We start from the raw sequence: 19,520 nt of genomic DNA, 5'->3' as shown, positions 1-19,520 counted from the left end.
CCGGTTCTCCGTGCGCAACGATGGGGAACGCCGCCGTTGCGCATAGCCCTTATCCCGGCGACCGGGCGGATGGTTGCCCGGTGGCGCCCGATTGCACCGTGTGCTCAGTCCAGCCGCCACCCAGCGCCTTGTAGAGGTGGATGAGGTTGTTCAGCCGCGTCAGGCGCGTGCGCACCAGGGTCTGCTGCGCACCGTACTGTGTGCGTTGCGCATCGAGCAAGGTGAGGTTGTCGTCCACGCCTTCCTGGAAGCGTTGCTCGGCTAGTTGGTAGGCTTTCTGGCTAGCCGCTACCAGGAGCTGCTCCGAGCGGATCTGCTCATCAAGCGTGCGCTTGCCCGCCAAGCCGTCAGCCACCTCAGCAAAGGCCGCCTGGATAGACTTCTCGTAGTTGGCGATTTCGATCCTCTTTTGTACCTGTGCCACGTCCAGATTGGCTCGCAACGCGCCGCCGCGGAAGATGGGCAGCGTGATCTGCGGCAGGAAGCTCCAGGCCCGCGAGCCCGAATCGAACAGGCCGTCCAGCGAAGCGCTGGCCGTGCCCGCCGAGCCCGTGAGGCTAATCGTCGGGAAGAACGCGGCCCGCGCCGCGCCGATGTTGGCGTTGGCGCCGATCAGCATCTGCTCGGCGGCGCGGATGTCCGGCCGACGCGCGAGCAGTTCGGACGGCAGGCCGCTCGGCAGGTCGGTCGGCACGATGTCGTCCGGCAGCGCCACGGCCTCGTCAAGCTGCCGGGACAGCTCCGGCGTCAGCGGCTGGCCCAGCAGCAGCACCAGCGCGTTGCGGTCCTTGGCCGCCTGCCGCGTGTAGGCGGCGCGGTTGGCCTCGGCGGTGCGCAGCGCGATCTCCGCGCGGCGCAGGTCGAGCTGCGTGGAATTTCCCGCTTCCACCAGTTGGGTGGTCAGGTCATAGGAGCGCTTCTGTGTGGCGAGGGTGTCGCTCGTCAGGCGCAGCAGTTCCTGGTCGGCGCGCAGCGTGAGGTAGGCGCTGGCCACCTCGGACACCAGGCTCATCTGCGTGGCGATGCGGGTCTCGTCGAGGGCCAGGTAGGACGCCAGCGCCCGGTCGTTGAGGCTGCGGATGCGGCCCCACAGGTCCAGCTCCCAGGCGGCCGTCACCCCGGCCACGTCGTAGCGCCGGAGCACGTCGCTTTGCCCCGTGGTACTGAGGTCGGCCGGTACGCGCTCTGACGCGCCGCGGGCGGAAACGCCCAGGTTCGGCAGCATCTCGGCACGCTGGATACGGTACAGCGCCTGAGCCGCCTCCACGTTGAGCGCGGCTTTGTGCATGTCGCGGTTGTTCTCCAGCGAAATGCCGATCAACTGCTGCAGCAGCGGGTCGCGGAAGAAGTCCCGCCAACCGATCTCGGCCGTGATCGCGTCGTCGGGCGTCGCGGCCGCCAGTTCCACATAGGCCGCGCCCGAGGGATAGGCCGTGTCGATCGGCGCTGCGGGCCGGTCATACTTCGGTGCCATGGAGCAGCCAGCCAGCGCCGCCGCGAGGGCGAGCGGCGCCAGCGTCCTGGCGGGTCGTGTGAATGCGAAAGATGTTTTCATGTCGTATGTCCTCCTGGCCGTCATGCGTGCTGGTCGGTCATGCCGCCACGGGCATGGCGCGCTTCGCGGCGCAGCGCCAGCTTGCGCACCACAACGTAGAACACCGGCGTCAGCACCAGGCCGAATACCGTCACGCCCAGCATGCCGGCGAACACCGCGATGCCCATGGCGTGGCGCATCTCGGCGCCCGCACCGCTGGCCAGCACCAGCGGCACCACGCCAGCGATGAAGGCGAACGACGTCATCAAGATCGGGCGCAGCCGCAAGCGCGCGGCTTCGAGCACGGCTGCCAGCGGATCGGCCCCTTCGCTTTCCTTCGCGCGGGCGAACTCCACGATCAGGATCGCGTTCTTGGCAGCCAGGCCGACCAGCACCACGAAACCGATCTGCGTGAAGATGTTGTTGTCGCCCCCAGAGAGCCAGACGCCGGCGATCGCCGAGAGCAGCGCCATGGGTGCAATCAGCAGCACAGCGAACGGCAGCGACCAACTGTTGTACTGGGCCGCCAGGAACAGGAAGGCGAGCAGCACCGCCAGCGCGAAGATGTAGATCGCCGTGTTGCCAACCCGTTTTTCCTGGAAAGTCAGGTCCGTCCATTCGTAGGTCATACCGTCCGGCAGCGATTCGCTCACGATCTTCTCAATCGCGGCGGTGGCCTGGCCGGACGAGTAGCCCGGCGCTGGCCCGCCGCTGATGTCGGCCGAGGGAAAGCCGTTGTAATGCATCACCCGGTCGGGGCCGGAACTGCGCTCGATGGTCGCGATCGCGCTCAGCGGGATCATGTCGCCCGCTGCATTGCGCACCTTGAGCATGCCTATGTCCTCAGCCTGCATGCGGAACTGCGCATCGGCCTGGGCCATGACCCGGTAGGTGCGACCGAAGCGGTTGAAGTCGTTGACGTAGAGCGAGCCAAGGTTGACCTGCAGGGTGTCGAACACCTCGGTCAGCGATACGCCCTGCGACTTGGCCTTCACCCGGTCGATGTCCACCTGCAACTGCGGCGCATTGGTCTGGAAGCTGGCGAGCATGTTCGCCAGCTCGGGCGCCTGCATGGCCTTGCCCATGATCTGGCCCTGTGCCTGCGCAAGCGCCTCGGGACCCAGGCCCGCCCGGTCCTCGATCTGCAGCTTGAAGCCGCCCATCGAACCCAGGCCCGGCACCGGCGGCGGCGGGAAGATGCCAACGAAGCCGTCCGGGATCTGGCTGAACTTGCCCATGAGCTTGCCCTGGATGGCGAAGGCCGACAGCGACGGGTCCTTGCGCTCATCGAAGGGCTTGAGCATGGCGAACATCAGCGCGGTGTTCGGCTGGTTCACCGGTCCATTGACCGACAGGCCCGGGAAGGCCACCACGCTCTCGACGCCCGGCTCAGCCAGTGCGATCTTGGTCATCTCCTTGACGACCGCCTCGGTGCGATCCAGCGAGGCGCCGGTCGGAAGCTGGGCGATGCCCACGAGATAGTACTTGTCCTGGGCCGGCACGAAGCCCGCAGGCACCTTGTGGAAGCCCAGCCAGGTCAGGCCCAGGAAGCCGACGTAGAGCAGCAGCACGATGGCGCTGCCGCGCACCGCGCGGCGCACGCCCCCGACGTAGGAATTCGAGGCGCGATCGAAGAAGCGGTTGAAGCGGCGGAAGAAGCCGCCGAACACGCCGTCGATGATGCGCGTGAGACGATCGGGCTTGGCCGCGCCGTGGTGCGGCTTGAGCAGGATGGCGGCCAGCGCTGGCGACAGCGTAAGCGAGTTGATCGCCGACAGGATGGTCGAGAACGCGATGGTCAGCGCGAACTGGCGATAGAACTCGCCCTGCAGCCCCGACAGGAACGCCGAGGGGATGAAGACCGCTGCCAGCACCGAGGTGATGGCCAGGATCGGGCCAGTCACTTCATCCATCGCCTTGCGCGCCGCATCCTTGGGCGATTCGCCCAGCGCCATGTGGCGCTCCACGTTCTCCACCACCACGATGGCGTCATCCACCACGATGCCGATGGAGAGCACGAGGCCAAACAGCGACAGCGTGTTCAGCGAGAAGCCGAACATGTGCATCACCGCGAACGTGCCGACCAGCGAGACCGGCACGGCGATCAGTGGAATGATCGACGCGCGCCAAGATTGCAGGAACAGCACCACCACGATCACCACCAGGAGGATGGCCTCCAGCAGCGTGACGGCGACGGACTGGAGCGAGGCGCGCACGAAGACTGTGGGGTCGTAGGCGATCTTGTACTCGATGCCTTCGGGGAACTTGGCCTGCAGCCGCTCCATCGTCGCGCGCACCGCGCTGGACGTGTCCAGGGCATTGGAGCCGGGCGTCATCAGGATTTGCAGGCCGACCGCGTTCTCGCCGTCGAGCTGGCCGCGCATGGTGTAGTTGTCCGAGCCCAGTTCCAGGCGTGCGACGTCGCGCAGGCGGGTCACCTGGCCGTTGGCGCCGGCCTTGATCACGATGTCGCCGAACTGCTCTTCGGTGGTCAGGCGCCCCAGCGCATTGACGCTGACCTGGAAGGCGGCCGACGCATTCGGCTGCTGGCCGATCGAGCCGGCTGCGACCTGCACGTTCTGCTCGCGGATGGCGGCGACCACATCGCTGGCGGTCATGCCCCGCGATGCGACCTTCTCGGGGTCGAGCCAGACGCGCATTGCGTACTCGCCTTCACCGCCGATGATCACGTTGGCGATGCCCGGCAGGCGCGCCAGTTCGTCGCGCACGTTGAGCATCGCGTAGTTGGACACGTACAGCGGGTCGTAGCGGTCCCCCGGCGAGAGCATATGCACCACCATGAGAATATCGGGCGCGGTCTTGTCGGTGACCACGCCGATGCGCTGGACCTCGGGCGGCAACCGGGGCAGCGCGCGTGAGACGCGGTTCTGCACCTGGATCTGCGCGACGTCGGGGTCGATGTGCTGCTCGAACGAGATGGTCAGCACCATCCGCCCGTCCGTGGACATCTGGGACTGCATGTACATCATGCCTTCCACGCCGTTGACCGCCTGCTCCAGCGGCGATGCCACGGTGTCGGCGATCACCTGCGGGTTGGCGCCGGGATAGCTGGCGGTGACCTGCACCGTCGGCGGCGTGACCTGGGGGTACTCGCTCAGGGGGAGCTGGAAATAGCTGATCGCGCCCGCGATCAGCATCAGCACCGACAGGACGATGGCGAAGATCGGCCGGTTGATGAAGAAGCGGGGGAAATTCATTTGCGGGCCTCCGCCGAGCCGGCCGCGCCGTCAGCCTTGGCGGGGTCCGCGCCACCGGCCTTGGCAGGCGCCGCAGCGGGAGCCGGAGCGTTTGCCGCAGCCTTGGTCGCGCCGGTCGCGCCGGCGGCCGGTGCCGCGGGCGCCTGCATGGGCACCATGCGCGGCGTGACCGCCATGCCGGGGCGCACGAGGCCCTTGATGATGATCTTCTCACCGGCCTGCAGGCCGCCGTTGATGACGCGCAGCCCGTCCACCACCGGCCCCAGTTCGATGGGCCGGTACTGGGCCTGGTTGTTCTCGCCCACGACCAGCACGTAGTTGCGCCCTTGGTCGGTGCCCACGGCCTGATCGTCGATCAGGACGGCCTCGCGCGCCGCGCCGGTGGACAGCTTGGCCCGGGCGAACATGCCGGGTGCCATGCGCCCATCCGGGTTGGGCACAACGGCGCGCGCGCGGATCGTGCCGGTGCTTCGGTCAATGGTGTTGCCCACGAAGTCGAGCGCGCCCCTGTGCGGGAAACCCTTGTCCGTGGTCAGCCCGACCTGCACGGGCAGCGAAGCCTTGCTACCGGCGCCCGCAGCGGGCCGCGAGCGGCTGACGACGTTGAGATAGGTGGCCTCATCAATGTCGAAGTACACGTGCAACGGGTCGATGGATACGATCGTGGTCAGCAGCGTGGCCGCGCCGGCGCCGCCACCGCTGACCAAGTTGCCCTCGGTCACGAGCACGCGGTCGACGCGCCCGGCGATGGGCGCAGTGACGCGGGCGTAGGACAGGTCCAGCTGAGCCGCAGCAACGGCGGCCTTAGCCGCCTGCACCTGAGCCTGGCGCGCGTTGCGTGCGGAGGCGGCATCGTCATAGGTCTTGCGCGCGACGGCGCCGGTCGCCACCAGGCGCTCGGCGCGGTCAAAGTCGGCCTGGGCCTGGCTGGCCAGCACCTCGGCCTGACGCAGTTGCGCCACGGCCGTGTCGAGCGCAACCTGGAACGGCCTCGGGTCGATCTGGAACAGCAGTTGGCCCTTGCGCACGAGGCTACCTTCGGGAACGCTCACCGCATCGACGGCGCCGCCGACCCGCGAGCGCAGCTCGACGGTCTTGGGCGCGGCCAGGAAGCCGGTGTACTCGGCCGATGGCGCGACCGTGCGGGTAATGACCTCGGCCACGGGCACCTGCGGCGCCATCGGCGCGCCCGCCGGGGGCGCCGCGGCCTTGCCCTCGTCCTTGGCGTCGCGGGCAGCGATCGCTATCCCCCCGACGGCTGCGATGACGCCTGCCACCACAATGATTCTGATTTTTTTACGCATGGAAGTGACCCTTTCTTGGATGCAGGACTCCGGCCCTTCCGAAGCGCTCTGCAGACATTTGTGTGGAGGCTAGGCGTTACAACGACGGCAAGGTCAAGCCCTCTTGTTGCCTCAGCGGGCAGACGGCACGGACAAGGTGGTGGGACGCCCGGCGTCGTCGCCGTGGTTGGCCTCCGGCGCGCCCTTGAAGCGCAGCAGGCGCAGTGCGTTCAGCGTGACCAGGGCCGTGGCGCCGGTGTCGGCCAGCACGGCAACCCACAAGCCGGTGATACCCAACACGGTGGTGACCAGGAACAAGCCCTTGAGGCCAATGGCGAATACGACGTTTTGGTGAATGTTGGCCATCGTCGCCCGCGACAGGGCCACCAGGTGGGCCACGTCCGTGACGCGGCTCTTGAGCAGCGCGGCATCGGCGGTTTCCAGCGCCACGTCCGTGCCGCCGCCCATGGCGATACCCACGTCGGCGGTCGCCAGGGCCGGCGCGTCGTTGATGCCGTCGCCGACCATCGCCACCTTGGCATCACGCTTCATCTCGTTGACCAAGCGCAGCTTGTCCTGCGGCAGCAGCTCGGCCTCCCACTCGATGCCCAGCTTGCCGGCGATCGCCTGCGCGGTGCGGCGGTTGTCGCCGGTCAGCATGACCGAGCGCACGCCCATGGCGTTGAGCTGGGCCACGCCTTCGCGCGCGTCGCGGCGGGGCTCGTCGCGCAGGGCCAGCAGGCCCAGAACGTTCTTGCTGGCTTCGTCGAACAGGACCACCACGGTCTTGCCGCCATCCTCCAGCTTGTCGATTTCCCTGCGGTGCGCGGCTGTCAGCGTGGCCGTCTGTTCCGCATGGGCGGGCGATCCGACAGCGAGCGCACTGCCGTTCACGGTGGCGCGCACCGCCTTGCCGGCAATGGCCGATGCGCCCGTGGCCTGGGGAATCGCCACGTCCAGGCTCTTGGCATGGGCGACAATGGCCTTCGCCAAGGGATGGTTTGAGCCGGACTCGACAGCGGCGGCAAGCGCAAGGACCTGTTGATGCTTGAACAGCCCGAAGGGCAGGACCTCGGTGATGCGCGGCTTGCCCTCGGTCAGCGTGCCAGTCTTGTCGAAGGCAATGGCGCGCACGCGGCCGATGGTTTCCAACGCGTTGCCACCCTTGATCAGCAGGCCCCGTCGCGTGGCCACCGCAAGGCCCGAGGCGATGGCCGCCGGTGTGGAGAGCACCAGCGCACATGGGCAGGCAATCAACAGCAGTGCGAGGCCGCGGTACAGCCAGGTACCCCAGTCGCCACCCATGGCAAGTGGCGGAACCACCACGATCAACGCCGCGATGGCCATGACGGCAGGGGTGTAGTAGCGGCTGAACTTTTCGATGAAGCGAGCCGTGGGCGCCTTGGAGGACTGCGCCTGCTCCACCAGTTGGATGATGCGAGAAATGGTGTTGTCCGATGCCGTCTTCTCGACTTGTACTTCGAGCACGCCATCGACGTTGATGGAGCCGGCGAACACGTCGGCACCGATAGCCTTTTGACGCGGTACGGACTCGCCGGTGATAGGCGACTCGTCCAGGCTGCTTTCACCGCGGAGGATCTTGCCGTCCGCAGGCACCCGGTCACCAGGGCGCACCAGCACGCGGTCGCTCACGCGCAGGGAAGCGGCGGGCACTTCGCGCTGCCCGCCCGCGGCATCGAGCAGTACCGCCGTCTTAGGCACCAGGGAGGCCAGCGCCTTGATGCCGGCGCGCGCGCGGCCGGCGGCCACGCTTTCCAGCAGCTCGCCGATCGCGAACAGGAACACCACGGCAGCAGCTTCCTCGGCCTCGCCTATCACGAGCGCGCCCAGCGAGGCGACGACCATCAGCGTTTCGATAGAGAACGGCGAGCCTGACACAGCCAGCGCGAAGGCTTTGCGAGCGAACGGCAGCACGCCCGCGATCACCGCAGCGGCGAAGATCCATTCAGCGTAGCCAGGAACGAACTGCGCGATCGCGTAGGCCGAGCCCATCAGGCCGCCCAGGCCCAGCACGTGCTTGCCTTTCTTCGTCTGCCACCAGCGCTGATGGCGCGCCGTCGATGCTGCTGCTGGGGCCGCGGGTGCTGAGCCATCATGGCGGCGCACGTCGGAGACGCCGAAGCCCAGGCTCTTGATGGTCTTCTCGATGTGGCCGAGCTGCGTGGGGCCGCCAGACGCGAGCGTCAATTCCAGCGTTTCTGCGGTGAAGTTTATGCGGGCATCGGACACGCCATCCATGCGAGCGAGCGCCGTTTCGATCTTGCCGACGCAACTGGCGCAGTCCATGCCCTCGACGCGCATGGACACGTTGGGGGGCGTGCTGGGTGCTCCACGGGAGGCAGAGGCCGGCGCATGGTCATGCCCGCTGCAGGCCCCGTGATCGTGACCGTGGTCATGGGCATGGGCATGGCCGTGAGCATGGCCATGCCCATGGTCATCACCGCACGCTTTGCCGTGCGAATGATCGTGCCCGTGGTCGTGGGCATGCCCATGGTCATGGTGGCCGCCGCAGCCGGCGTGGTCATGCGCGTGGGCCGCATGGCACGGTGCAGGTGCTGCGGACATTTCGGACGCGGGCAGTGCCTGCACGTCGAAGCCCAGGGACCGGATTTTCTTGGCAATGTCGCGTGCAGTATTTCGGCTACTTGTGCTGCGCGTCAACGTCAGCGTCTCATTTGTAAAATTAACCTGTACATTTGATACGCCATCAATTCGACCAAGCGCTGTTTCAATCTTGCCGACGCAACTGGCGCAATCCATACCTTCGACCCGAAAGCCCAGTTGTTCGTCCTGCGCTCCTGTGCCGTCCAATGTTTCCAAAGACATATCAATCTCCTGGTTCTCTGAGTAATCGCCGTGGCAGGACGCACAAATCAGCGATCGGAATGTTATGCAAACAAATGAACACTTGTTTGTATGTTTATTCAAAAAAAAGAAAGAATCTCTTTCTGGCTGAACCATCCGACCGCTGCTTTATGCAGCTGCCATTAAGTCATTTTTTGTTGCGCAGCATCTGGTAGGTTTCAAATGCGGTGCGGTAGGCATCACTATAGGTATCAGGCGTCTGCTCACCAGCCCAGAATCCAGCCATTCCCGCAACCTGCCAATCTGCCAAATCACTCTTTACTTGAGCACGAGTCAATGCCACCGGAGCCTTGTAAGCCGCACCCAGCTTGAGCTGGAGATAGCTCTCGTAGGCTTGTTGGTAGGCTTGGGTGTGCGAAGCGGTGGTGATTCCGCGCGAGGTGAACGCGTGCATGCCGGAGATTTTCCACAGTTCCAAATCAGCCATCACTTCAGCACGAGTCTTTCCTGCTGAGGGCGCCTGATACATATCACCTTGGGTCAATTGCAAGTAGCGCTGAAAGGCAGCCTGGTATTGAGGGCTGAACGTATCCGGGCCGCTTTCGCCGCGAGACAACGCTTCCAACCCAGATTGCCTCCAAGCAGCCAGATCCTCCTGGACCTGTTGCCGTGTCATATCTGCGGCGAACGGTTGAGCGTTTACTCCAGCAGCAAAAAGTGCGGAAAGCAGAACAGCAAAGCGAATTTTCTTGGACATGGTCAATACTCCTTGACGTTAAAAATAATGGCGTGGTCCTTACGCCTTTCGGATACCCCGTAGACAAATAATAACACACATGAAGATATGTTCAAGTGTTTATTTTTAGAGTGCTTTTTGCTTGGGGTCTTCTAGGCATTCAGCAAGGCGCGCCGGTGTCTCTCTAGATTAATAGCCAAAAAAAGCCTACCCCTTGAAGGCGTAGGCCGGCGCGCACTCACATGTTCAGTCAATCGTCGTGTCTGTCCTCCGAAATGTGAACCGCCATGTCCTGGAGTACCTGGCTGACGTGCTGGTCGGCAATGCCGTAGAAGATGTGCTTGGCTTGGCGCTCGCCGCGCACGAGGCGCGCGCCGCGCAACAGGCGCAGGTGATGGCTGACCAAGGACTGCGACAGGTCTAGCGAGCCAGCAATGTCGCCCACTGCGACCGATCCGCGCATGCACTGCAACAGGATTTTCAATCGCGATTGGTCGCCCAGCAGGCGGAAGGTCTCTGCCAGAACAGCGACGTCACTTTGCGATAGTGCGAGGACATCAGTGGTCGTGCCGTGGTTAGAGGTCGAACATTGCACAATAGCGGCGCTGGTGGTTTTGCGGGATGTCATGGATTCAAACCCTCAAGTGAACTGCGAACCGTCTAGCACGGCCTCAATGCTTGTGACCGGGAGCGGAGTGGTCATGGTCATGATTGTGCTCACTGTGGTCGTGGCCGCTGTGGTCCTGACGGCCTGTCGTGGGTTGCAGGCTGCAGATGTTCTCGTCAGCCTCCGAGTTCCAGTCGATTCCGACTGTGGCGTGTTCGATGCTGAACTGCTCTCGCAGCACCGCCTCGACGCGCTTGACCACAGCTCGCGCCTCCTCGTCCACGTTGGGTCGAACGTGTAGCGTGGCCATCGTGCGACCGGAAGTGAGTTGCCACACGTGAACATGGCTGACAGCCGCCAGGCCGGGCACAGTGCTCATCAGGCCTTGTTCCACCTTTTCCGGCGAAGCGTCCTCTGGCGCACCCTCCAACAGGATATGGATCGACTTGGCCAGGAGCTTCCAGGCGCTGCGCAGAATCAACGCCGCTACTAGAACCGACAGGATGGGGTCGATCGGAGTCCAGCCGGTGAAGTAGATGACGATCGCTGCAACGATGGCGCCGACAGAGCCGAGCAGGTCACCCATCACGTGGAGGATGGCACCTTTCACATTGACGTGATCGGTTTCGCCGCGGGTCATGATCCACAGCACGAGGACGTTGATCAGTAAGCCGAGCACGGCGACGATCATCATCGGGCCGGCGAGGATGACGGGCGGCGCCTGCAGCCGCTCCCACGCCTCGTAGGCGATCCATGCGACGATCGCGAACAGGGTCACGGCGTTCAGGAAGCCGGCGATGACCTCGAAGCGCAGGTAACCGAATGTGCGTTTGCTGTCGGCTGCGCGGCGACCGAATCGGAAGGCAGCGTAAGCCAGGGCAAGTGCCACGGCGTCGGTCAGCATGTGGCCAGCATCGGCAAGTAGGGCTAGCGAGCCCGACAGCACGCCGCCGACAGCTTCCACGAGCATGAAGCCGAAGATCAGGAAGAAGGAAACCAGAACCTTGCGCTCGTTGGCGCTCGTCACTGTGGGGGTGTGGTCGTGATCATGGTCGTGACCATGGTCATGTGCATTGGATTGGGACATGGGCGCCTCTGCTGGTTGAGTGTTTGACTATGGCGAAATATAACACATGAATATGTGTTCATGTGATATATTTTCGCTCACCCTTCTCAGCCTCCGAAGCCATGCGTTGTGATGCCGCAACGAGAAAATGTGCCTATCCTTTCGGCCAGATACGGTGCAGGTCATCCAGAATCAGCTGGTGATGGTGCCTGCCTTGGTCTGCGTGTGTGCGTAAATGAGGGTGATCCGGCGGCAAGCTGGGGTGGTCATGCGCCACGTCAGAAGGGTCGCTGGCCGGCCACAGCCAGAGCGTCAGCGCCACGCCGGCCAAGCCGACCAGGGACATGACAATGAAGGTCGATGGCAAGCCCATGACCGCGCCGAAGCGGCCGGCAAGTGGGTAGCAGATGAGCCAACAGGCGTGCGACAGCGCGAAGTGTGCCGCGAAGATCGCAGGACGGTCCTCGGCATGGGCCGAGCGGCGCAGAAGACGGCCGGATGGCGTTTGCGCCACGCTGTAGCCAAAGCCGATGATCAACCACAGCGGCAGCAACAATGCATAGCTCGGCAGCAGTGCGCCGATCCCCGTGCCCACGACCAGTACGGTAGCGCCGGTGAGCATCGCGGTTCGGTCGGCCACCTTTTCCAGTAAGGATGGCAGAACGAAGGCTGCCACCATCGAACCGCCTCCGAATGCCGCCAGTGCCGACGCCACTTCGACCTCGCCTAGGCCAAAGCGCGCCTTCACGAGAACCACCGTGTTCACGATCACCATGGCGCCCGCCGCCGAGACGGCCAAGCTGATCGCCAGCAGGCCCCGCAGGCGTGGCGTAGCGAGATAGATGCGTGTGCCGCGGGTCGTGCGATCCCAAATGCCGCGGCGCGGTCCGGGAATAGTTGTGGGCAACCGCACGCTGACCACGAGCGCGGCTGAAACGAGGAAACCGAGCACTGTTCCCGCGAACAGGTTGTGAAAGCTGATGACGGTCAGCAGCGCAGCAGCCAGCATCGGGGAAATCAGGCTTTCCAGGTCATAGGCCAGCCGGGACAGCGACAGCGCCTTCGTGTAGTCCTCTTCATCGGGAAGGATGTCCGGGATAGTGGCTTGGAAAGTCGGCGTGAAGCCGGCGGATGCCGCTTGCAGGACAAAGATCAGCAGATAGATCTGCCAGACCTCGGTGACAAAGGGCAAACAGATCGCGACAACCGCTCGTACCAGGTCCAGCGCTACGAGCAATGACCGTCGCGGGAACTGGTCGGCGAAGGCCTGTGCGACTGGAGCGACTCCCACATAGGCCAGCATCTTGATAGCCAGCGCCGACCCGAGCACCGCACCTGCATCGGCCCCGGCCAGCTCGTAGGCAAGTAGGCCGAGCGCTACCGTCATCAGGCCTGTGCCGACGAGTGCGATCACCTGCGCGGTGAACAGGTGGCGGTAGGTGCGGTTCTTTAGGACGGAGAGCATCGAGAGACCTCAGAGCAGTCTGGTTAGCGCCTTCATTTCGGCTAGAACGGAGTCCTCATCATGAGATAGGCAGTGGTCGATGTGGTCATGGATCAGGACGCGCTTGGCCGCTGTGACGGCGCTCTCCACCGCAGCGAGCTGGCGAGCGATGTCCAGGCAGGTTTCTTCTCCTTCGATCATCCCGATGACGTGTCGCAGATGACCCTCGGCGCGCTTGAGCCGTTTCACGAGATCTGGGTGGCTGGTGTGCTTGTGCATCTCTTTCATGCAGCAATCATATCCCCCCCCGGGGGATATGCTCAAGGAGTCTGCATAGCTGTTTGCGCAGTGGATTAGCCCCACCTCGCCTCTCGATGTCTTGCGCCCGACGCCCTCTCTAAGGCGATTGGTGCTCAAAGGATGTAAGGTTTTCTTTCCCATTCATATGAATAGATATACAATTGTTCATATCTAAGCCAGTGAACAGTGGCTTTTCAACGACAAGCACTTGCTCGGAAAGAGAACACCCAGCCGGGGGTAAGTACTGATGCAACACCGATGGAGAATTGAATGCTTCGCAAAGACATACGCAAGGGATGGATATGGGCGGTATCCACGCTTTGGGCCGGCACCGTGCTAGCCCAGCCAGTAGCCGCCCCTCACGTCCCATCCAGACCAGACAGCCACATGGTCGCCCAATTGTGGGAGTCAGCTTGGCAGCGGCAGCCAGAAGCCGCTGGAGAAGGCGCCTGGCAGCAGGCCGCCCAAGCACGCCAAGAGACGGCCGGCAGTTGGGTGGCAGGTCCGATGGCGCTGGAAGCCTCCACCAAAACTGATCGGTTCAACAACCGCAACGGACAGCGCGAATATGAAGTCGGGGTGGCTATTCCCCTTTGGATGCCTGGTGAGCGCGCCTCGTCGGCACGCTGGGCGGACGCGGAAAGCCTCGCGCTATCCAGCCGGATGCTGGCCGCCAAGCTACGCACGGCCGGACAGGTTCGCCAGGCATGGTGGGCATGGCAGCGTGCCCAGGCCGAATTGGTGGCGGCGCAGGATCGCACCCGCAGCGCGGACGAGTTGGCGCAAGATGTGGCTCGCCGGGTTCGCGCGGGCGACCTGGCGCAAGCCGACAGAAACCAGGCCGATGGCGCCTTGGCGTCGGCTCGTAGTGCCCTGGCCATTGCTCAGGCCGAAGAAATCACGCAGCGCGAGGCGTTGTTGGCACTGACCGGCATCGAGAGTATCCCGTCGCAGGCCGATTCCGCGCAGCCGGAGCAGTCAGGTGTCCGAGTTCAACCGGCATCGGCACAGCCGTCCGGCGCGTTGTTGGGTAACCACCCTGCGCTGCTGGAACTGCAGCACAAGGCGCTGGCGGCCCGCCGCTCTGCGGAACTGGTGTCCCATCAGAAGTACGCCAACCCCGAACTGACCCTGGCGACCACGCGGGATCGGGGCGGCTACGGCGAACGCTACAACCAGACGATCACGGTGGGTGTGCGCATTCCCTTCGGTACGGGTAGCCGTCATACCGAGCAATTGTCCAGCGCCAATGCGCAGGCACTGGAGGCTGAGTCGGCACTCGCGGCCCAGCGCACCCGGCTACTCTCGGAAATTCGAACTGCCCAATCGCGCGAACTGGCAACCAGCACCCAGATGCAGGCCGCTTCGGAGCGCCAGCGACTAGCCCAACAAACGCGCACCTTCTACCAAAAGTCGTTCGCGATGGGCGAGACGGACATGCCGACACGCCTTCGCATCGAGCAGGAGGCCACCGAGGCCGAGCGCGCGGCGCTGCTCGCCAAGGTGGAGCATGCCGCGGCCATCTCGTCCCTGTTGCAGGCACAAGGCACGCTGCCGCAGCCGACCGAGACTTTCACTGACATCTCCGGCACGCGCTGATCGGCGCGCGCTCAACCATCCTGGAACCTTAGAAATGTCGCAATCCTCTTTCTGGCGTGCAGCTGCCTTGTCCAGCCTCCTGCTTGGCAGTAGCGCAACGTGGGCCGGCGACGGCCATGACCATGGCGAAGCCGCTCCTGCCCCCGCAGCGGCCGCGCTTCCGCGCTTTGCCGCAGTTTCCGATGACTTCGAACTGGTGGGTGTGCTGAACGGCCAGCGTCTCACACTCTACCTCGACCATGCTGCCGACAACCGGCCGGTGACCGATGGCGAGCTGACCCTCGAGCTGGGTGGTCAACAGGTAAAGGTCAGCTCACACGGGGTTGGAGAGTTCGAGGCCGATCTGACTGAGCCGCTATCCGATGGCGAGACCTCAATCATGGCCACTATTACTGCGCAGGGCCAATCGGACCTGTTGACGGGCGTTCTCGATGTTCATAGCGAAGACGCCGAACACGAGCATGCCGTCGCATCCGGCCGTGTGGTCGTACTAGGTGGCGGTGCCGCAGTCCTCGGCGTCGGTGTCCTAGCGTGGGCGCTGCGCAGACGTACACGCACCAACGGTGCACTGCGAGGTGCAGCATGAAGCGCAACTTCCGTTTCCTAATGACGACGGCCATGGCGGCTGCATTGGCTCTGGCTGCTCCCGCGTTCGCTCACGACGGCCATGACCACGGCGACGAAGCGCCGGCTGCGTCTTCCAATGGCCCCCAGCGCCAGCCTGATGGCAGCGTGTTTCTTCCGAAACCGTCGCAACGTCAGATCGGTGTACGCACCCAGCTGATCAAGCAGGAGCCCTTGGCCCGCAGCCATGAACTGGCTGGCAAAGTAATCATGGACCCGACGACAGGCGGCAAGGTCCAGGCAATGGTAATGGGCCGGCTGGTGCCCGGGCCGGATGGTCTGCCGCAGATCGGCCAATCCGTGCGCAAGGGCCAGGTGCTGGCTTACATCGAACCGGCCAGCGGTGTGCTGGAGCGCTCAGGCCAGATGGCCCAGGTTGCCGAGCTGCGTGCGGGCCAAGCGCTCGCGCAGAAGCGCTTGGCCCGGCTGCGCGAGCTGTCGGAGACCGTGCCCCGCAAGGAGATCGAAGCAGCCGAAAGCGAAGTGAACAGCCTGACCGAACGCGCCCGCGCCTTGAGCGGGGGCCTCGCCGGCAGGGACGTACTGAAGGCCCCAGTCAGCGGCGTCATCGCATCCAGCCCCGCAGTTGCCGGGCAGGTCGTGGATGCGCGCGAACTGGTGTTTGAGGTGGTCGATCCGACCCAACTGCGCATCGAGGCGCTTGCCTACGATCCGGCAATGGCACAGAACCTGGCCGGTGCTGCACTCGCAGTAGGCGGTCAGAAGGTGCCGCTGAGCTTCGTCGGTGCCGCCAGCAGCCTGCGCGAGCAGGCCCTGCCCATGCTGTTCAAGGGCACCAGCGAAAGCCTCTCGCGCTTGGCGGTCGGTATGCCGGTGGTGGTCTTCGTGCAAGAGGCGACGACGGTACCTGGCTACCGCGTGCCTTCCGGTGCGCTGATGAAGAACCCTGCCAACCAGAACATCGTCTGGGTCAAAGACCAGGCCGAGCGCTTCGAGCCGCGTGTCGTGAACATCACTCCTTTGGATGGTGCATCCATCGCTGTCACTTCGGGCCTGGCGGACGGCGACCGCGTGGTTGTCGAGGGCGCGTCCCTGATCAATCAAGTTCGTTGAGGGGCACCATTCCATGTTCAAGTGGCTTCTCGAAAATAGCTTACGAAACCGGCTCCTGGTCATCATCGGGGCGCTGGTGCTGATGGCGTATGGCGCGTTCACCCTGACGCGCACGCCGGTAGATGTCTTTCCCGATCTCAACAAGCCGACCGTCACTCTCATGACGGAGGCTGGCGGCATGGCTGCCGAAGAAGTCGAGCAACTCATCACGTTCCCGCTCGAAACGGCCATGAACGGCCTGCCCAGCGTCGAAAGCGTGCGCTCGGTCTCCAGCGCCGGGCTTTCCTTCATCTACGTGACATTTGACTGGAAGACCGACATCTTCCGGGCGCGCCAGATGGTCTCCGAACGCCTGACGTCCATGGAGGAAGGGCTAGCCCCGGGCGTGACGCCCACTATGGGGCCAATCAGCTCAGTGATGGGCGAGATCATGCAGATTGCAATCCCCATCGGTGCCAAGCCCTCAGGGCAGAAGAACGCAGCCCCGCCGCTGTCGGCCATGGACACTCGCGAGTACGCGGACTGGGTGCTACGCCCCCGGCTGATGGCCATACCTGGTGTTGCCCAAGTCATCCCGATCGGAGGCGAGGTCCGTCAGTTCCAGGTCCAGCCCAACACCACGCGAATGTCAGAGCTGGGCGTGACTGCGTCCGATCTGGATGCGGCTCTCAAGGGCTTCTCCGCGAACACTTCCGGCGGCTTCCTGGAGATCAATGGCCGCGAGTACCTGATCCGCAACCTGGGCCGCACGTCCCGACTCGACGACCTGCGTAACCTGCCTCTCGCGGTGCGTGCGGGCCAACCCATCCTGCTCCACCAGGTCGCCGATGTTCAGTTTGCGCCAGCCATCAAGCGCGGCGATGCGGGCTTCGAGGGCCTGCCAGCCGTGATCCTGGGCATCCAAAAGCAGCCCACGGCCGATACGATTGCACTGACCCGCTCGATCGAGTCAGCGTTGGCGGACATGAAGGGCTCACTGCCGGCTGGCATGGCCGAGCCACAGGTGACCTTCCGACAAGCCAACTTCATCGAGGCGTCCATCAGCACGCTGCAAGGCAAGCTCATCGGCGCATCGGTCTTCGTGGCGGTGATCCTGTTCTTCTTCCTGGGCACTTTGCGCCCCCTGGTGATCGCGTTGACCGCGATTCCTGCCTCGATCTTCGTGACCGGGCTGGTGTTCCACTATTTCGGCCTATCAATCAACACCATGACGCTCGGTGGGCTGGCGATCGCCATCGGCGGTCTCGTGGACGATGCTGTGGTCGATGTGGAGAACATCATGCGGCGGCTCAAGGAGGACCGCACCCGCCACCCTGAGAACCGGCTGACGCCCCTGGTCATCGTTGCCAGGGCCTCGATGGAGGTTCGCTCGGCGATTCTCTACGCCACGATGATCATTGTGCTGGTGTTCCTGCCCCTGTTCGCGCTGCCGGGGATGGAGGGGCGCTTGTTCGTGCCGCTGGGCATCGCCTTCATCGTCTCCACGCTGGCCTCGCTGCTGGTCTCTGTGACGGTCACTCCGGTGCTTTCGTACTACCTGCTGCCCAAGATGAGGACGCTGGACCATGGCGACACTCGGCTTCTAGCCTGGTTGAAGACGCGCTATCAGGGCGGCCTGCAGCGGGTCTTGCAGCGGCCGCGTGCCGCCCTTGGCATGGCCGCTGTGGCTGTCACACTGGCTGTCGCCGCGGTGCCATTCTTCCCGACCACGTTCCTGCCCCCGTTCAATGAAGGAACGTTGCTGGTGGGCCTGCGCCTGAATCCCGGTGTGACGCTGGCCGAATCTTCGGCGCTTGCCCAGCAAGCCGAGCTGCTGGTCGCGCAGGTGCCAGAGGTGCAGCACGTGGGCCGGCGCAGCGGACGGGCCGAGCTGGACGAGCATGCCGAAGGCGTGCATGTCAGCGAGCTGGACGTGGGCCTGCTGCCCGCCTCGGAGCTAAAGCGCTCCATGGAGGAGATCACCGCCGACATCCGTTCGCGTCTGGCTCACTTGCCCGGCTCCATCGGCATTGGCCAGCCGATCTCGCACCGCATCGACCACATGTTGTCGGGGGTGCGCTCGCAGATCGCCATCAAGGTGTTCGGCGAGGACCTGGACGTCCTGCGCGGGCAGGCGGATCTGCTGCGCGCCAAGCTGGCCGGAATTCCGGGGCTTGCTGACCTGGAGATCGAAAAGCAGGTCCTAGCGCCGCAGATCAAAATCCGCGTGGATTATGCGGCGGCGGGACGCTACGGCGTGGCCGCACCGCAAATTCTGTCCACGCTGCAAAGCCTGGTCGAAGGCGAAAAGATCACCGAGGTCATCGAGGGCAACCGCCGCTTCGCGCTGGTGGTTCGCCTGCCCGAGCAGGCGCGGTCGATTGAGGGCTTGAGCCGCATCCTCATCGACACGCCCATGGGTCGGGTCCCGTTGTCGCGCCTTGCCACCATCGAAGACAGCGACGGCCCCAACCAGGTCAGCCGCGACGATGGCCGTCGACGCATAGTTTTGTCGGCCAACGCTCAGGGACGGCCGCTGTCCGAAGTAGTGGCCGACATACGCAGCGTCGTCCAAGAAGTGCGCTTGCCCGAAGGCTACTTCATCACGCTGGGCGGCCAGTTCCAGGCACAAGAGGAAGCCTCGCGACTGGTGGGCCTGCTGTCCATCGTCTCCCTGACGCTCATGTTCGTGGTGTTGTACACGCGCTACAAGTCGGTCGTCCTATCAGCGCTCATCATGGTGAACATTCCATTGGCCCTGGTCGGCGCCGTGTTGGGGCTGTGGCTGTCTGGCCAGCCGTTGTCCGTGGCCGCCCTGGTCGGCTTCATCACGCTCGCGGGTATTTCTGTGCGCAACGGCATCCTGAAGGTGAGCCACTACCTCAACCTCATGCGCATGGAGGGCGAGGACTTCGACCAGAAGATGATCGTGCGTGGCTCGCTCGAACGGCTTTCCCCGGTTCTGATGACCGCGCTGGTCACGGCCTTCGCGCTGGCCCCGCTGCTGTTCGAGGCGTCCCGACCCGGTACTGAGATCCTGCACCCCGTCGCGGTGGTGATCTTCTCGGGGCTGGTCAGCTCCACGCTGCTAGACACCTTCCTTACACCCGCCATGTTCTGGCTGTTCGGCCGCAAGCCTGCCGAACGCCTGCTGGACGACCGCGACGCGGAGGCATTCTGATGCAACGCCTTCTGTCACCCGATTTCAACCACCGTAACCCTATAGGAGC

14 protein-coding genes and 1 pseudogene are annotated in these 19,520 nt (G+C 64.3%); 5 read left to right on the top strand and 10 right to left on the bottom strand.

Features of this window, described 5'->3' with window-relative positions:
• Positions 1-49: 49 nt before the first annotated feature.
• The 4 genes from DTPSY_RS05790 to DTPSY_RS05775 all read right to left on the bottom strand — a co-directional run bounded on the left by DTPSY_RS05790 (position 50) and on the right by DTPSY_RS05775 (position 8,357).
• Positions 50-1,555 carry an efflux transporter outer membrane subunit gene (locus tag DTPSY_RS05790; RefSeq protein ID WP_003821143.1) on the bottom strand — a complete coding sequence of 502 codons (1,506 nt, stop codon included), beginning with the start codon at positions 1,553-1,555 and terminating at the stop codon, positions 50-52.
• A 20-nt stretch (positions 1,556-1,575) separates the two neighbouring features.
• Positions 1,576-4,752: an efflux RND transporter permease subunit gene (locus tag DTPSY_RS05785; protein WP_012614062.1), complete on the bottom strand. Its 3,177-nt coding sequence runs from the start codon at positions 4,750-4,752 to the stop codon at positions 1,576-1,578.
• Positions 4,749-6,029: an efflux RND transporter periplasmic adaptor subunit gene (locus tag DTPSY_RS05780; RefSeq protein ID WP_234493403.1), complete on the bottom strand. Its 1,281-nt coding sequence runs from the start codon at positions 6,027-6,029 to the stop codon at positions 4,749-4,751. Before DTPSY_RS05780 ends, DTPSY_RS05785 begins: the two co-directional genes overlap by 4 nt.
• Before the next feature lie 138 nt (positions 6,030-6,167).
• Complete coding sequence (locus DTPSY_RS05775; protein WP_017513344.1) at positions 6,168-8,357, bottom strand: heavy metal translocating P-type ATPase; 2,190 nt, start codon at positions 8,355-8,357, stop codon at positions 6,168-6,170.
• 57 nt (positions 8,358-8,414) lie between these two features.
• On the opposite strand from DTPSY_RS05775, the gene DTPSY_RS18810 reads away from it, so the two are divergent.
• Entirely contained in the window at positions 8,415-8,756 is a 342-nt protein-coding gene (locus DTPSY_RS18810) for a hypothetical protein (RefSeq protein WP_041838806.1), read from the top strand.
• On the opposite strand, the pseudogene DTPSY_RS18805 reads toward DTPSY_RS18810, so the two are convergent.
• From DTPSY_RS18805 to DTPSY_RS05745, 6 genes and pseudogenes are all read right to left on the bottom strand, one after another.
• Positions 8,703-8,816 (bottom strand): annotated as a pseudogene (locus DTPSY_RS18805) (cation transporter); the annotation flags it as partial. The gene DTPSY_RS18810 and the pseudogene DTPSY_RS18805 sit on opposite strands and share 54 nt — an antisense overlap.
• Positions 8,817-9,048: 232 nt before the next feature.
• Positions 9,049-9,618, bottom strand: a complete 570-nt coding sequence (locus tag DTPSY_RS05765) for a DUF4148 domain-containing protein (RefSeq protein ID WP_003821150.1) — start codon at positions 9,616-9,618, stop codon at positions 9,049-9,051.
• 229 nt (positions 9,619-9,847) lie between these two features.
• Positions 9,848-10,225 carry an ArsR/SmtB family transcription factor gene (locus DTPSY_RS05760; protein WP_003821152.1) on the bottom strand — a complete coding sequence of 126 codons (378 nt, stop codon included), beginning with the start codon at positions 10,223-10,225 and terminating at the stop codon, positions 9,848-9,850.
• Positions 10,226-10,268: 43 nt separating this feature from the next.
• Positions 10,269-11,291 (bottom strand): cation diffusion facilitator family transporter, encoded by a 1,023-nt coding sequence (locus DTPSY_RS05755; RefSeq protein ID WP_003821153.1) that lies wholly within the window; start codon positions 11,289-11,291, stop codon positions 10,269-10,271.
• Positions 11,292-11,424: 133 nt separating this feature from the next.
• Positions 11,425-12,735 carry an MFS transporter gene (locus tag DTPSY_RS05750; RefSeq protein WP_003821155.1) on the bottom strand — a complete coding sequence of 437 codons (1,311 nt, stop codon included), beginning with the start codon at positions 12,733-12,735 and terminating at the stop codon, positions 11,425-11,427.
• A gap of 9 nt (positions 12,736-12,744) precedes the next feature.
• On the bottom strand, positions 12,745-13,002 hold the full coding sequence (locus DTPSY_RS05745; RefSeq protein WP_003821156.1) for a metal-sensing transcriptional repressor: 258 nt from the start codon (positions 13,000-13,002) through the stop codon (positions 12,745-12,747).
• Between the two features lie 399 nt (positions 13,003-13,401).
• On the opposite strand from DTPSY_RS05745, the gene DTPSY_RS05740 reads away from it, so the two are divergent.
• Genes DTPSY_RS05740 through DTPSY_RS05725 form a run of 4 tightly spaced genes read left to right on the top strand, consistent with a single transcriptional unit; the run spans position 13,402 to position 19,471 of the window.
• Entirely contained in the window at positions 13,402-14,613 is a 1,212-nt protein-coding gene (locus tag DTPSY_RS05740) for a TolC family protein (RefSeq protein WP_223656232.1), read from the top strand.
• A gap of 34 nt (positions 14,614-14,647) precedes the next feature.
• Positions 14,648-15,199, top strand: coding sequence for a hypothetical protein (locus DTPSY_RS05735; protein WP_015912829.1), 552 nt, complete (start codon positions 14,648-14,650; stop codon positions 15,197-15,199).
• A complete protein-coding gene (locus DTPSY_RS05730; protein WP_003821159.1) occupies positions 15,196-16,311 on the top strand; it encodes an efflux RND transporter periplasmic adaptor subunit in 1,116 nt (371 codons plus the stop codon). Before DTPSY_RS05735 ends, DTPSY_RS05730 begins: the two co-directional genes overlap by 4 nt.
• Before the next feature lie 13 nt (positions 16,312-16,324).
• Positions 16,325-19,471 (top strand): efflux RND transporter permease subunit, encoded by a 3,147-nt coding sequence (locus DTPSY_RS05725; protein ID WP_012614056.1) that lies wholly within the window; start codon positions 16,325-16,327, stop codon positions 19,469-19,471.
• Positions 19,472-19,520 lie beyond the last annotated feature (49 nt).

This window comes from [Acidovorax] ebreus TPSY (assembly GCF_000022305.1).
Lineage (GTDB): Bacteria > Pseudomonadota > Gammaproteobacteria > Burkholderiales > Burkholderiaceae_C > Diaphorobacter > Diaphorobacter nitroreducens.
Note: the sequence above shows the minus strand (reverse complement) of the source record. Positions and strands in the feature narration are given on the sequence as shown.

Coding starts and splice junctions, on each gene's coding strand:
- DTPSY_RS05790 (WP_003821143.1), bottom strand. CDS start 1,555: ATGAAAACATCTTTCGCATTCACACGACCCGCCAGGACGCTGGCGCCG.
- DTPSY_RS05785 (WP_012614062.1), bottom strand. CDS start 4,752: ATGAATTTCCCCCGCTTCTTCATCAACCGGCCGATCTTCGCCATCGTC.
- DTPSY_RS05775 (WP_017513344.1), bottom strand. CDS start 8,357: ATGCGCGTCGAGGGCATGGACTGCGCCAGTTGCGTCGGCAAGATCGAA.
- DTPSY_RS18810 (WP_041838806.1), top strand. CDS start 8,415: ATGCCCGCTGCAGGCCCCGTGATCGTGACCGTGGTCATGGGCATGGGC.
- DTPSY_RS05765 (WP_003821150.1), bottom strand. CDS start 9,618: ATGTCCAAGAAAATTCGCTTTGCTGTTCTGCTTTCCGCACTTTTTGCT.
- DTPSY_RS05760 (WP_003821152.1), bottom strand. CDS start 10,225: ATGACATCCCGCAAAACCACCAGCGCCGCTATTGTGCAATGTTCGACC.
- DTPSY_RS05755 (WP_003821153.1), bottom strand. CDS start 11,291: ATGTCCCAATCCAATGCACATGACCATGGTCACGACCATGATCACGAC.
- DTPSY_RS05750 (WP_003821155.1), bottom strand. CDS start 12,735: ATGCTCTCCGTCCTAAAGAACCGCACCTACCGCCACCTGTTCACCGCG.
- DTPSY_RS05745 (WP_003821156.1), bottom strand. CDS start 13,002: ATGAAAGAGATGCACAAGCACACCAGCCACCCAGATCTCGTGAAACGG.
- DTPSY_RS05740 (WP_223656232.1), top strand. CDS start 13,402: ATGGTCGCCCAATTGTGGGAGTCAGCTTGGCAGCGGCAGCCAGAAGCC.
- DTPSY_RS05735 (WP_015912829.1), top strand. CDS start 14,648: ATGTCGCAATCCTCTTTCTGGCGTGCAGCTGCCTTGTCCAGCCTCCTG.
- DTPSY_RS05730 (WP_003821159.1), top strand. CDS start 15,196: ATGAAGCGCAACTTCCGTTTCCTAATGACGACGGCCATGGCGGCTGCA.
- DTPSY_RS05725 (WP_012614056.1), top strand. CDS start 16,325: ATGTTCAAGTGGCTTCTCGAAAATAGCTTACGAAACCGGCTCCTGGTC.